This window comes from Pseudomonas sp. NPDC087614 (genome assembly GCF_044743485.1).
Classification (GTDB): Bacteria; Pseudomonadota; Gammaproteobacteria; order Pseudomonadales; family Pseudomonadaceae; genus Aquipseudomonas; species Aquipseudomonas baetica_A.
Genome location: NZ_JBIUWN010000110.1, coordinates 1 through 14143, shown reverse-complemented (window position 1 = coordinate 14143; position 14143 = coordinate 1). Strand labels below are relative to the sequence as shown.

General features: G+C 58.2%; 7 protein-coding genes and 1 pseudogene. 6 read left to right on the top strand and 2 right to left on the bottom strand.

What is annotated here, in order from left to right:
* Window positions 1-74: 74 nt before the first annotated feature.
* A pseudogene (nadD, locus tag ACIOWA_RS25870) lies at window positions 75-719 on the bottom strand (nicotinate-nucleotide adenylyltransferase); the annotation flags it as partial.
* Window positions 688-1959, bottom strand: coding sequence for a glutamate-5-semialdehyde dehydrogenase (locus ACIOWA_RS25865; RefSeq protein ID WP_339431345.1), 1272 nt, complete (start codon window positions 1957-1959; stop codon window positions 688-690). The gene ACIOWA_RS25865 and the pseudogene nadD, both read right to left, overlap by 32 nt.
* Before the next feature lie 177 nt (window positions 1960-2136).
* Here ACIOWA_RS25865 and ACIOWA_RS25860 point away from each other — a divergent pair, with 177 nt between their 5' ends.
* The 6 genes from ACIOWA_RS25860 to ACIOWA_RS25835 all read left to right on the top strand — a co-directional run bounded on the left by ACIOWA_RS25860 (window position 2137) and on the right by ACIOWA_RS25835 (window position 13981).
* Complete coding sequence (locus tag ACIOWA_RS25860) at window positions 2137-2835, top strand: DNA-3-methyladenine glycosylase (protein WP_339464726.1); 699 nt, start codon at window positions 2137-2139, stop codon at window positions 2833-2835.
* Window positions 2836-2916: 81 nt separating this feature from the next.
* Window positions 2917-4233 carry a bifunctional DedA family/phosphatase PAP2 family protein gene (locus ACIOWA_RS25855; RefSeq protein WP_339464727.1) on the top strand — a complete coding sequence of 439 codons (1317 nt, stop codon included), beginning with the start codon at window positions 2917-2919 and terminating at the stop codon, window positions 4231-4233.
* Between the two features lie 1039 nt (window positions 4234-5272).
* Window positions 5273-6613, top strand: coding sequence for a hypothetical protein (locus ACIOWA_RS25850; protein WP_401162602.1), 1341 nt, complete (start codon window positions 5273-5275; stop codon window positions 6611-6613).
* A gap of 80 nt (window positions 6614-6693) precedes the next feature.
* Window positions 6694-10197 (top strand): calcium-binding protein, encoded by a 3504-nt coding sequence (locus tag ACIOWA_RS25845; protein ID WP_401162600.1) that lies wholly within the window; start codon window positions 6694-6696, stop codon window positions 10195-10197.
* Window positions 10198-10305: 108 nt separating this feature from the next.
* Entirely contained in the window at window positions 10306-12270 is a 1965-nt protein-coding gene (locus ACIOWA_RS25840; RefSeq protein ID WP_401162598.1) for a hypothetical protein, read from the top strand.
* A 286-nt stretch (window positions 12271-12556) separates the two neighbouring features.
* Window positions 12557-13981 (top strand): hypothetical protein, encoded by a 1425-nt coding sequence (locus ACIOWA_RS25835; protein ID WP_401162596.1) that lies wholly within the window; start codon window positions 12557-12559, stop codon window positions 13979-13981.
* Window positions 13982-14143 lie beyond the last annotated feature (162 nt).

Sequence of the window (14143 nt, the reverse complement as noted above, 5' to 3'; positions counted from 1 at the left end):
CCCCCCCCCCCCCCCCCGCCGCCCCGCTCTCTCCCCCCCCCCCCCGCCGCCCCACACTGCAACCGCCCCGACTAACCGCTGGCCAGCAGTTGACGGATCTGGGTGGCGGAAACCGCGAGCGGTGTCTGCCAGACGAATGCAATCTGTCCGCTCGGCCCTTTCAGGGCCAGCGGGTCGCTCACCGAACGCGCTGCCAGCAGGTTGCGCAAGGCATCCGGCGGTTCGCTGTCGGCGTCCGGGCGCTGTAGCACCAGGATGTGGCAATGCTGGAGCAACTCTTCCCAGCGATGCCAAGTGGGCAGGCCGCAAAATGCGTCCCAGCCCAAAAGCAGAAAAACCTGGGTCTCGGCGGCCATTTCGGCACGCATCAACTCCAGGGTATCAATGGTCCAGGACGGTTTGTCCCGCTGCAATTCGCGGGCGTCCACCACCAGCGGCGGCACTCCGGCCACCGCGCACTCGACCATCGCCAAGCGATCCTGCGCCGACACCTGCGGTGTATCGCGATGCGGCGGTCGCGCGCTCGGCGTCAGACGCAACTCATCCAGTGCCAGCGTTTCGGCCACTTCCAGCGCGCCGCGCAAATGGCCAATGTGCACCGGATCGAAGGTGCCGCCCAATATGCCAATGCGCAGTGGGCGGGGCTCGCTGCCCGATGGCGTCGCTGTCAGGTCGAGGTCGGCCAAGTCAGACCGTCGCCTGGCCGCGTAACTGGCCATCACCGACCACGATGTACTTCTCGCAGGTCAGCCCCTCAAGACCCACCGGGCCGCGGGCGTGCAGCTTATCAGTAGAAATGCCGATCTCGGCACCCAATCCGTATTCAAATCCATCGGCGAAGCAGGTCGGCGTGTTGATCATCACCGACGCCGAATCGACTTCAGCCACAAACCGCCGCGTGTCGGCGAGGTTTTCACTGACGATCGAGTCGGTGTGATGGGAGCCGTAATGGTTGATGTGTTCAATGGCCTGATCGAGACCGTCGACCACACGGATCGACAGGATTGGCGCCAGATACTCGGTGTTCCAGTCGTCTTCACTGGCCGGCACGGCGTCGATGATCGCCCGGGTGCACTCGCAACCACGCAGTTCGACGCCTTTTTCGCGGAACTGGGCAGCCATCGATGGCAGGAAATCCTTGGCAACGGTTTGATCGACCAGCAAGGTCTCCATCGCGCCGCAAATGCCATACCGATAGGTCTTGGCATTGAAGGCGATGCGCTGGGCTTTGTCCAGGTCGGCGTGTTCGCTGACATAGACGTGGCAGATGCCGTCCAGATGCTTGATCACCGGCACGCGAGCATCGCGACTGATGCGTTCGATCAGACCACGGCCGCCGCGCGGCACGATCACGTCGACGTACTCGGGCATGGTGATCATCGCGCCAACGGCGGCACGGTCAGTGGTTTCGACCACTTGCACCACCGCTGCCGGCAATTGCGCCTCGGCCAGACCACGCTGGATGCATGCGGCAATCGCACGGTTGGAATGAATCGCTTCGGAGCCACCGCGCAAAATGGTCGCATTACCCGATTTCAGGCACAGACTGGCGGCATCGATGGTCACGTTGGGGCGCGATTCGTAGATGATCCCGATCACGCCCAGCGGCACGCGCATCTTGCCGACCTGAATGCCCGACGGGCGAAAGCTCATGTCACGGATGGCGCCGACCGGGTCTGGCAGCGCGGCAACCTGACGCAGGCCGACGATCATGCCGTCAATGCGCGCCGGGGTGAGTTCCAGGCGCTCCAGCAATGCGGGCTCCAGACCATTGGCGCGACCGGCAGCCAGATCCTGTTCGTTGGCTGCCGCCAGCTCGGCGCGTGCGGCGTCCAAAGCATTGGCAGCAGCCTGCAGGGCGCGGTTTTTCTGCGCGGTGCTGGCACGGCCGATGACCCGGGAAGCCTCGCGGGCGGCGCGACCCAATCGGGTCATGTAGTCAAGAACGGACTCAGTCATGGTCTGCTGGGGTCTTGGCGAAGAGGAAAGCGGCAGATTATAGCTGTCGCATCCCGGGACTAACAGCGGTGACGGGCGGATGGTCGAAATGAACAGTGATTGGCCGATGTTCAGGCGTAATTAAGCCTTGGATTGTTATCATCACGACCTCCTCCGCCTGGATAAATATCGCCTGTCATGCCCAACCAGACCGTTCGCACCCGCGCCGGACACCTGCTGCAGGGACTCCCGGACGCTTTTTTCGACCGCGATGCCCAAACACTGGCCAAGGATCTGCTCGGCAAAGTCATCCGCCATCGCGTTGCTGATTTGTGGCTCAGCGCGCGCATCATCGAAACCGAAGCGTATTACTGCGCGGAAAAAGGCAGTCATGCATCGCTCGGCTACACAGAAAAGCGTAAGGCTTTGTTTCTGGATGGCGGGCACATTTATATGTATTACGCACGCGGCGGCGATTCGCTGAACTTCAGCGCGCAAGGGCCGGGCAATGCGGTGTTGATCAAATCGGCCTATCCGTGGGTCGATGAGATCAGTGGCCCGGCGAGTCTGGCGCAGATGCTGCTGAACAACCCTGATGCTCAGGGTCAGGCGCGACCGTCGCAAAAGCTCTGCGCCGGACAGACGTTGCTGTGCAAAGCGCTGGGATTGAAGGTGCCGGTGTGGGACGCCAAGCGTTTCGATCATCAGTTGCTGCTCGTGGAGGACACGGGGCCTGCGCCCTCGCACGTTATTCAAACCACGAGACTGGGCATTCCCCATGGCCGTGACGAACACCTGATGTACCGTTTCGTCGACGCGACCTATGCGCAATGGTGCACGCGCAACCCGCTGCGACGGGGTCAGGTCGAAGGCCGGGATTATTTTGTATTGCCCTGAACACGCTCCCGCATTGAGCGGTGTGCCGTTGAAGGTTAAGCGCCCCATGGGCTATTTGAAGATTTGATGGAGTTTGTCTGTATGGGCCCATGGCTCGATAGCGTGACCGGTTGGCTGGCGGCCAATCCACAGTGGCTGGCCGCAGCGGTGTTCATTGTTGCCTTTGCCGAATGCCTGGCGATTGTCGGGCTGATCGTGCCCGGCACGGTGTTGCTGTTTGCCGTGACCGTGCTGGCCGGCAGCGGCGCGCTGTCGTTGAGCGAAACCCTGTTGCTGGGTTTCCTCGGCGGGATATTCGGTGATCTGGTTTCGTACTTCCTCGGCCGACACTTTCATCAGAACATCCGGCGACTGCCCGGACTGCGCCATCACCCGGAATGGATGGCCGGCGCCGAAACCTATTTTCAGCGCTACGGCATCGCCAGCCTGCTGGTCGGACGCTTCATCGGCCCGTTGCGGCCCATGTTGCCGATGGTCGCCGGGATGTGCGACATGCCCTTCCCGCGCTTCGCCGCCGTCAGCCTTCTGGCCGCCGCCGGCTGGAGTCTGGCCTACCTGCTGCCAGGCTGGGCCACCGGAGCAGCGATCCGCCTGCCATTGCCCGAAGGGTTCTGGCTTGAGGCCGGGATTGTCGCCGGCTGTATCGCAGCCGTGGTCGGCCTCAGTGTGAACAGCAGCCTGCGCCGGCATCGCCGCGCAACGATCTGGATCAGCAGCATGAACCTGTTGATTCTGATCGGCCTGTTCATCGGCTATCCGCACCTGACAGCCCTCGACCAAGGCGTGATGACGCTGGTGCAGGAGCATCGTCAACCCGTGCTGGATGAAGTCGCGGTCACGCTCACCCTGATCGGCGAGTTCCGCAACATGCTGATGTTCAGCATCCTGCTGACCGTCCTGCTGTTGCTTTGTCGGCAGTGGCGTCAGGCGATTTTCGTCGGCAGCACCCTTCTCTGCACCGCCCTGGCCAACACCGCGACCAAACAGTTTTTCGCCCGGGTACGCCCGGACGTGCTGACCGACCCGCTTACCAGTTACAGCATGCCCAGCGGCCACGCCTCGGGATCGTTCGCCTTGTTCCTGGCTCTGGCCGTCCTCGCCGGACGCGGGCAGCCGTCACGCATGCGCCTGACGTGGCTGATGATCGCCTGCATTCCGGCCTTGGCAATTGCTCTGTCGCGCGTCTATCTGGGAGCGCACTGGCCGACGGATATTCTCGCCGGCGCCATGCTGGCCGCTGGCGTGTGTGCGGCGAGCCTGTGGCTGAGCCAACGCAAATTACCGCTCAATGCAATGCCGGTAAAAGTCTGGTGGCTGATTCTGCCGGCCATGGTGACACTGTTCGGTTTTTTCGTACTGCGTCATTTGCCACATACACTGTTGCGCTACGCCTACTAACAAATCGATTTACAACTATCACGCCCTCCGCACTGCTCTTTAAGGAAACTTCCGACGAGAGCAGTGTTATCCCCCTACTCCAACTTACCGACGCCAAGTAAATATTCTTGATTCACAGCGCAAGAACAGCGTCATACTTCGAATCCAACAATCAAAGTTACATATTTTGCTTGAGAGCAAGGCCGTGGCGCCTTTCATATCTGTGGAATTCAGTTAAATTCGACTCAGCAACTTATTCACCAACAACCACCCGCATTTTTTATCAATAAAAACGACACGATATTTTCATATATCCAGTACTGAGTAGTTCATGAGTCCGAAGTTACCTCGAAAACCCCCAACATCAAACGTAAAAGCGCCAGATCCAATGACGCCTGCATCACAACGCCCCGACGTAATTTTCGATCCTTTTGTACCCTATAGAGCCGGGCTCACTGATTCACCGAATCCTACGAATTCATCTATAAAACCTGTCACAGGCACCGATCTTTCCCGGCAGCCTGCTGTTGAAGTCACTCCCGCGCCGCGGCAAGGCTTTGCCCCCCGCAAAAACGACGGCTCCGTGAGTGACTACTGGCTTTCAGAAAATTTTCTGCGCGGTATGAAACCCGCGGATGCAGAAGGTTTTCGCTGGGTCGTCGGGCGCAGGTTTGTCGACGTGGAATACCAGGGCACTTTGCAAACCATGCATGTCGCCCTTGACGAGTTCGGTAACTATCGCGGCAAGTTTCTGACAGAGCGAACACCGTCGGGTCCCCTCCTCTATAAAAACGACGGACTCCCCACCTGGCGGCTGACACAACAGGTCAGCGAACGTCCCGTGGTCAGCCCTGAGCGTCAGACGCAAAACATCGCCTTACCCAAAAGGCCCGCTCCGCCAATCAGCGAGCGGCCTGATCTGATGTCCACCGCCAAAAGACCTCGCCCACTCGACACACCCACATACATTGATCAAAGCCGATACTCGCCAACAGGACGCTCTCCGGATTCGCAGGGTTATTACGAACTAAGGCCCGTCTTCGGTTCGAAGGACTCCAACATGCTTTTTGCATTCAGGGATCAGTTCGCCAATTGGGTTCAGGTCGACCCGCCCGCCAACGGTTTCGGCTCACACCCCACGCACTTGAAGCAATGGACCGATCACCAGCTATGGGAGGTCTACGGGATTGAAGGTCAGGACATCGTGCGTTTCAGGGCTCAAGCCCAGTCCGGTGGAAGACCTGCGCAATGGGCCGAGCCTCGCCCTGCCAAAAACCCGGTGACAGACTTACTGCGCAACGGCCTGCGCTGGATGCTGCCGGACTCGAACCTCACGCAACGCGAGACGTTCCTGCAATCGTTCAACCTGCTGCCGAGCCAATTGATCCGTTTGCAGCGACACCTACAGACCGAGCTGACAATGCCCCAATGGGCGCTGGCGCACAAACGCCTGACCGAAGACATCAACAATCCCCAACGACTCGATCAACTGAGCCGCGATGCCGTCGAGGAGTTGAATCTCAAACGCAACGCACGTCACGACTGGTACAACCCCGAGACCAGCATGACATTCGAACTGCGCGAAGCACTCTTGAGCAAAATGGGTTATCTGCGCAACAAGTACAACTGCCTGTACCGGACCGACATTCCAGCGCTCTTTCGGGGCGACGAGCGTACGCCGTTCGAACTGACCAATGACGACACCATGCTGCCTCGTTACCACCACGAACCCGGCGCTACGACTCACAAGCCGATGAGCGCGACCTTCAGCCTGAAAGAAGGCCAGATGTACGCCAGCGCGCCCGATCCCGAGTACTTGCAGTTCAACAGCCAGACCAACAAGTACCCGGGACGGGACGCCGACGCCAGCGACTCGGACAGTCATGCCAGTGACGCCAGCGACATAGAAAACGCCGACTCGTCAGACTGGTCCGAGGCCGATAGCCCGATTGCCTGGGATTACGAGCGCGATTACGAGCCCATCCGAACGCGGCAAAAGGAAATGTTTCTGTATGCCCTGGACACCCGCAATCTGGAAGTTGTCCCGCATGAAGAAAATTACCTGTTCAACTCCGCGGCCCGCCTGACGCCTCCGACCTGGTTTCCTTCCGACGATTTCGAGGGTTTGATTTCGGTCACCAGAAGCGGGCTTGAGGCAGACCGTATCTGGCTGTTGAACTCGACACTGACCAAGGGCGCCAAGGTCGAGGACATCACGCTACAAGCAGGTACACATGCCGAGCGCATCGAAGCGGCCACCCATGCGGGTCACCGCAATTACCCGGAATATGACCAACTGATCGACAAGGTCGAGGCGGCTGGCCTGCCGATACTCCGCCTGTCGGGCAACAAAAACGAGTTCGGTCATGACATCACCTGGCCCGGAGTCACGGGCACCTGACAAATCATCAGTCATGCAAGTTCAGCGGCACACCGGTACGGAAACCGGACGTCATCGCTTCATCATTAAAGGATTAATCCGTGTCAAAAATCATCGCTCCACCCCTGCACATTTCAAACGTCCAACCCATTGAGGTGACGCCCATCGATGCCTCGGCCAATCTCCATGCGCCACCGGCCGGCCGGGTGGACAGCGCAGCAACACTGGCAGGCACTGCACCGATATCCGACGCCGACGCCGACGCGCCCTATCGACGCACCCTCAAGTCCCTCGACAAACACTTCGGCCCACTGCGCATCGGTGAAGTGCTGACCAGTCGCGTCGAGCTCCAGGCCTTGGGGGCGACGGTCAATGGCCAGCCCATCAGTCCCGCGAACGCCGGTATGCCGATACCTGATCAAACCTTTCTGGACGGACTCAACTTCCACTCGGCGTCCGTCGAGAGCCGATTGAAGTCAGTCGATATTCCAGACAGCGGCGTGGTGGCGATGCTTTTCTATGAAATTGCCTGCAAGCGCTCGCCCGATGCCATGCCGTTGTTCGTCAGCGATACGCCGCTGGCCTCCGGCAGTGCAATGGAGCAACTCAATCGATTGGGTCAGGCCGCGCAGAAACTGGATATTCACCGGGCCGATTCGTTTGACAACGCTCCTGGCTGGGTCAACGGGAGGGCAAGCTACCTGATGAATGGCTTCGGCGTCGGCCTGCAAGCATTCGGCGTCTACAGCGGATTCATGGGGGTACTGGACGGGATCAAGAAAGGTGACGCAGGGGAAGCGATATTCCAGGGCGCGTCGATCGCCGCAGAGTTCGGCTCACTGATCATCGAACAGGGGTTTAACAAGGGTGGCGAAGCGATGCTCAGACACGGCTCGACCACCTTCAAGCTTTTTCCTGGCACCTCGGCAGGCAAATTCCTGAGTCGAGGTGCCGGACTGTTTGCCAGTGCGATCACCTTGCCCTTCGACATCATCGATGCCGTCAAATCCTTCAATGCGGCGGCACAAGCCGAAGGCAAGGAAGCGCAGGATCATTACGTCAACGCGAGTGTGAGTGTAGCGGGCGCAGGTATCAGCCTGGTGCTGGGCGTGGCGGCGATCGCGGGGTTCGGCAGTACCGCCGGGCCTGTCGGCCTCGTTGCAGCAGCGGTGCTTATATTCGGCTCGATGATTTACTCGGCGGCCCGAGTCGTGGACGACATCGATGACTACATCGAACTGAGCACCCTCGAACGCTTGCGCTCCGGCTGGTTCGCCTTTACCGGCAAGGATCTGGACAAGGAAGTCATGGATCGCTTCAAGCTCTCCAAAGGCTATCGTGACCACCAGGCACAACTGGAGATGTCAGCCAAAGAGCTGCTCGACGGCGCCTACAAAAACGCCATCGAACACATCGTCGACGGCGCTTTCAAAACTGAATTGAAGACAGTGGAACTCTGGCGCTATCAGTGGGACGAAAGCGCCGGCGAAAAACCGTTCAAACTCGACAGTCAGGCCGTCATCGTTGGCGCAGACGACGTGATTGATGCCAGCAACGGTCTGCCTGAGGATCTGAAAGGCAAAGTCAGCGGCACTGCTGGCGATGACAAAGGGGTTTTCTGGCGCCTGGGTGACGGCAATGACCGGGTCATCGGCGTCAAGGCCAAACCCAACCTGTTTGCCTATCGCGAGGGTCACAAGGCGCTGACCGGGGGCGACAAGAATGACGCGTTTTACCAGGCGGTCACCGAACAGGAACTTGATCGTCTGACCAAACCGCCTCATATCAGCGTGCTGGATGGCGGCGCAGGCTCTGACACCCTGGTCTTCGAGGGCAGCCGTCCGCTCAGTGATACCCGCCACGTCGGCCACGACATCGACCTGCAAAGCGGCCAGATGAAATTGCGCAGACTCGACGCGGCAGTCGATGCCGTCGAAGTCGCGCATCTCACCTCGATCGAGAACGTCTCGACCTTGCGCAAAGGCACAAGCCACGTCACCGGAAACGACGACGCCAATCGAGTGGCGGCCAACGGTTACGACCGCATCAGCACTGGCGGCGGAAACGACAGAATTGACATCTTTGGCCCCGATTGTCATGTCGATGGCGGCAGCGGCGCCGATCACTATTACATCGCCGACACCAACGCCCGAACGACAATTGTCGAGGATGGCGAACAATCGAGCGTCATCGAATTGGGCTGGCCAAGAGAAATCATTCAGCGCTGGGAGATCGTCGGAACCTCGCTGATCGTCAGTTCGTTGCGCGACAGGGATGGAAGAGATCCCCTGCACGTATTGACCATTAAAGACCTCTACGAATCGATCGACGGACAGCGCCAGTTGAAAAATGGACGGTGGCTGTTCAAAACCCAGGACGGGTATGAACTGTTGCCGCTCCTGCCCCAGCAATTAGGTGAATCGTTGAGCCAAGCGATTGAAGTCGCGCAGACCGTCAAGGGCCGACCGGCTCCCGATGCCGATATTGTCAATCACGGTACTGTCGTGATCACGGAGCAGGGTTCAAAGCGGCATTTTGTGTCACGCGCAGACGGCAGGGTCGAGTTTCTAGCCGCGCGTCACACACCGCACACCTCCCGAGAGGTTTATCTCGACTTCAAGGATTCGGAAATTGTCGAAGTGGTCGTCAGTTATGACGTCGAAACGCGTAAAGGCGTATCGGGCAACACCCACTTGATCTACAAGGACATCAACCTCTCGATTTTGCTGCCATCAAAAGTGGTGGTGTTCAAAGGGATTATTCAGCCCATTACCGCCGCCACCGGCTACAGCGGCAGAAACAGTCTGAAAGTCACGACGCCGCGCCTGGTGCAAGACATTGCCGTGATCCTGCAAGACCAGGTGTCGTATCGACTTCAAGTTCCCTCACTGAACTACGAAGATGATGCCAGAAATCCCGGCAACAGGATTTACACCACCCGCAGTTGCCTGAAGCGCCGCAATGGCAACTATCTGTGTATCCAGCCACGACTCGCAAAGGCCATTGCGCTGCCCCCGGCCCCCAGAAAGATTGTCATCGAACCCCGGCCCCACACCGGCATCTATCTGCTGCAAGGCCAGAGCTCAAGTTACGATGTCTACCTGGCCAGCAACTCGATCATTCGCCTGTCCACCCCGCAAGCAGCGGCTGGAACGGCCGACGCCTCGACCTGGACCCTCTACAGCGAAACATTGACGGAAACGGTCACACGCGACGATATACGACTGGACTCCAATCGCTTGCGCGTCGGCAGTTGCGTCATCGAACTGCCAGGCATCGAAGGCGACATTGCGGTGGAGTCGATCAGCGTAGCGACTTCATCCGGCAATATTTATGAAGTGTCACTTCTGTTTGAAGTCATCCAGCTCTACGTCATCGACGCCCGACACTATTCCAGTATTGAAGCACTGCAAGCCGATATCCGTGCGCATCAACAGCGCAACGAACTGGCCGTAAAAGTTCATATAACCAACATCGGCTTCAAAACGGGAACCATCGGCACTGTGTACTACAGCTCGTTGAGGAACGGCTGGGGCGTGGATACTGATCCGCATCAGCCAATCAAACCCGAAGAGCTGACAATCGCGCCGATCGGCCAGGCCTGACCGCTCTCTTCTCACACTCAAGGACGCGCCGGTATGGATCTGATTGCCATGCCGGCCAACCCGATTCAGCCAACGGATGGCTGATTCACTGACATGGAGTCAAACCTTATGCGCAACAAACCCAAAGCCCCTCAACGCTCCCCAGTGGTCGATACGGCCCAACCGTCGCTCACCCGCCCGAACTCGCCCGAAGTCGCAGGGGACAATCTGGATTTCGGGCTACCTCCCCGCGTCAGGCCCCACGGATCGGTTGATTTGAACGTGTCGTCAGAGGTGAAAACCGGCAATCCCACGCCTGGAACCTCGCCCACACAGGTCCACCTGTCGGTTACGCAAAGGGATGACCTCGCCCCGACGCCACCCACTATCAGCCAATCTGAGCTGCAGGACTATGTCCAGCACCCGCCGGCCAATCTCGCCGTCGATCACGATGCCGCTGGTTTGAGACTCTTCAAGGGCAAGCCGTTTGCCGACGTTGTCGGCGATAACGCGCAAAGCGACATCAAGACCGTGATGGTAGGGTTCGATGACAAAATGAAAGCCTACCGGGCCCAGTTGCCCAGTAAGCGAACCCCCTGCGGACCACCGCTTTATCGCATCGGCGAGAGCAACACCTGGACCTTGCAAAAACCGGTTGATTACTACAATACCGAACGGCTCGCGTTCTCCCATCTACCGGATGCCCAAGGCTACTACGCCGTTTCCTTTCGCGATTTTTTTGACCCGAACAAAATGCATAAGGGTTACGGCTTCGCCCTTCGCGATGAGCATGACAATTGGTTCAAGGTCGATCCGCTCGAAGCTCGGGGAGAGGCGTCCATACCCTTGAAATTTGAACACTTGACCGATGGCGACATCTGGAACATGTATCGCCTGCGAGGTACAGAAACACTGGTCTTTCGGGACGAAGCGCAAGCCATCGGCAGAGTGCCTGACTGGGTCCGACGCGTTCAGGAGCCAGACACTTTCAAATACGTGACAGGTTCATTGCGATTGCTCTATCCGCAAAAGTCCGCCGTAGAATGCGAGCGACTGCTCAGAAGCTACAACCTGAGCGTCACTCAGCAGGCTCGTCTGAGGAAGGATCTGGACATCGGCCCTATTCCCGAATGGGCAGAACAGCACAAGCGACTGACCAACAGCGATGATGATCAGCGATTCGAGCAGATCGCGCAGGAACTTGACCCCTTCATTGTCAGATTGAGAACCGAAGGCGGACTTTCTTCCAGCGATTTACCCGACGTCGGGCAGCGCTATGAAGCCCAATTCCTGAACGGGTACTTAAAGCGTGCAGGCTATAAACAAAACCGGCACGGCTTCCTGTACCGAACCGACATCCCTGCCATGTTCCGGGCCGATCTGCGCACCCCTTTTGAACTGGCGCGGGACAAACGCCTGGTGAGATTGAAGGGCAACCCCTCCGACTCCACGACCCGATGGGCTTTTAGCGCGACATTCGGCCTGGCCAATGGGTTGACCTACATGGGCTTTGGTTACTACTCCAACCCCCGGAATTACAACAGCCAGGCCAACCGGTATCCAGGACATATCAGTTCTGACAGCGATTCACCGAGCGACTATCGATTTGAATCGGCGGGGGAATCCGACACGTCGTTTGAAATGGACTACTCGCGTGACTATCGATTGCTGCGGCGCAAACAGACACTTGGCTTCCTTTATGTCATCGACACCCGCGGCATCGAGGTGGTGCCCGGAGCGGAAAACGTTTACCTGAACAACAAGGATTTTGAAGCGGATAACATGGAAGGCCGGATATCAATGCCTACGAGGGGTATCAGCGCAGAGAGGATCTGGCTGGTGCACTCGAATCGGAACAAGGCCGCAAGGGTTGAAGATGTCTTGCGACAGGCCGGTGATGACGCCAAGGCTATCGAGAAAGCCACGTGGGACGGAACCGACGGCAACTCAGTGTGGTTTTCGGGCGAAACACCTTATGACCGCTTGATCAATCGAGTTGCCGATTCCGGCGGCGTGATCCTGCATTTGCCGAAAGGCGAAGTCACGCTCTCCGGCGACGTTGTCTGGCCCGTTCCCGAGCATTTCAGGCCTTGACCGTCTAGCGGCCCCAAACACCCAAGCGCCAGCGATCTCTGTTGTGACTGGCGCTGCTTTCACGCAAAAGAACGATACAAACCCGACAGCCTACGGACAGGCTGTTTTATCCAAAAAGGAGTTTTATTGCATGCGACCCAAACCGGGCTCACGACCAAATTCAAAGATGGATACACCCGGCCCCTCCGCCCCCCGCCCAATCACACCTGACAACAGACCAAACGATTCGGTTTTCCACCCGCCCGGTCGACTCAGCCCGGGCAGCTCGAACACGATTTCGGCTGGAGTGAGCGCCGACAGCCCGATCGCAGGAACCACGCACCAAGGGGCCACCGTCACCGTCACGCCGATGCCCGATCTCGTTGCGCCCCGGCCTGCTGTCACGACCTCTCCCCTGGAACCCTACGTACTGAACGTCGGGAACCATCTACCCGCGCCGGCTGCAGACGGACTGAGAGCCTACAATGGCAGACAATTTGCGGACGTCACCAGCGATGATCCAGACACGGCCATCCAGACGGTGATGGTGATGTACCACGCCCCCATGAAAGCCTATCGGGCAAAGTCGCTGAGCAAGCGTGATCTTTGGGGGCCACCGCTTTACCGAATAGCCGACAGCAATGCCTGGAGCCTGAAAAAACCGAGCGAGTACTTTGATATCCGTCAGCACACCATTTCCCAGCTTCCAGATCACGATGGCTACTATTCGGTTCGCCGGCACAGTGAGGCTGATCCCAATCTTTTTTATCCGGGAACCGGTTACGCCTTCAGGGATGAAAAACAAAGGTGGGTCAAGGTCGACCCGCGTGAAGCTCGGGGCGACCGTTCTGTAACCGTGAAACTTGAGCAATGGACCGACGGCGATATCTGGCGCATGTATCGCTTGCAGGGTGCAGAGGCGTGGGTGTTTCGTAATGAGGCGCAAGTCAGCGGCACGGCGCCTGATTGGGCCCGCCGCTTCAAGGGCGTGAAAGCGCACGACTATCTGATTGATTCACTGGGATGGCTTTATCCACAAATGTCTGCCAGTGAACGTGCGCAATGGCTGCGCAGCTACAACTTGACCGTGGCACAGCAGATCCGCTTGCGTCAGGAGCTGGAAAGCGGACCGTTTCCCGAATGGGCGGAACAACACAAACGATTGACTCAAAACAAGGATGACAACCAGCGGTTTAATCTGATCGCACAAGAATTGGAGCCTTACCTTCTCAAGTTGAGAAATCATGGCTTTGAGTATGTGAAGGAGCTACCTCCCGCACAGCAACGATATGAAGCCGAGTTTCTGAAAAACTACACGGACCATGCGGGGTATCAGCGCAATGTGCATCTCGCTTTGTATCGAACCGACATCCCTGCCATGTTCCGGGGCGACCACCGCACGCCTTTCGAGTTGGCACGGGATAAACGCATGGTCAGGCTCAAGGGCAATCCCTCTGGCATTACCACCAAGTGGGCCTTGAGTGCGACATTCAGTCTGGGCAAGGCCCTGTGGTACAAAAGCGAGTTGGGCGGATACTCCCACCCCTTGCATTACAACTCCCAGGCCAATCGGTATCCGGGCAAGATTTCCGATGGCGATATCTCACCCGGTAGTCGCGATGGTTCAGACGCAGAATCTGACACCTCGTTTGAACTGGATTACTCCAAAGACTACCCACTGGTTCGGCGCCAGCAGACCCAAGGCTTCCTTTATGTCATTGTCTCGTCCTGAATAAGGTTTACACCTTCTGGCTTCTTATCAGGAGGGGGCAATGGATACGGGCGCAAAACGTAGTCAGCGCGATTACACGCTGACTTTTAAATTGTCGGTTGTCGACCAAGTCGAAAAAGGCGAGTTGAGTTATAAAGAGGCTCAACGGCGCTACGGGATCCA

Bases quoted from the DNA above. Each gene is read 5' to 3' on its own strand.
- ACIOWA_RS25865 (WP_339431345.1), bottom strand. From the start codon at position 1,959: ATGACTGAGTCCGTTCTTGACTACATGACCCGATTGGGTCGCGCCGCC.
- ACIOWA_RS25860 (WP_339464726.1), top strand. From the start codon at position 2,137: ATGCCCAACCAGACCGTTCGCACCCGCGCCGGACACCTGCTGCAGGGA.
- ACIOWA_RS25855 (WP_339464727.1), top strand. From the start codon at position 2,917: ATGGGCCCATGGCTCGATAGCGTGACCGGTTGGCTGGCGGCCAATCCA.
- ACIOWA_RS25850 (WP_401162602.1), top strand. From the start codon at position 5,273: ATGCTTTTTGCATTCAGGGATCAGTTCGCCAATTGGGTTCAGGTCGAC.
- ACIOWA_RS25840 (WP_401162598.1), top strand. From the start codon at position 10,306: ATGCGCAACAAACCCAAAGCCCCTCAACGCTCCCCAGTGGTCGATACG.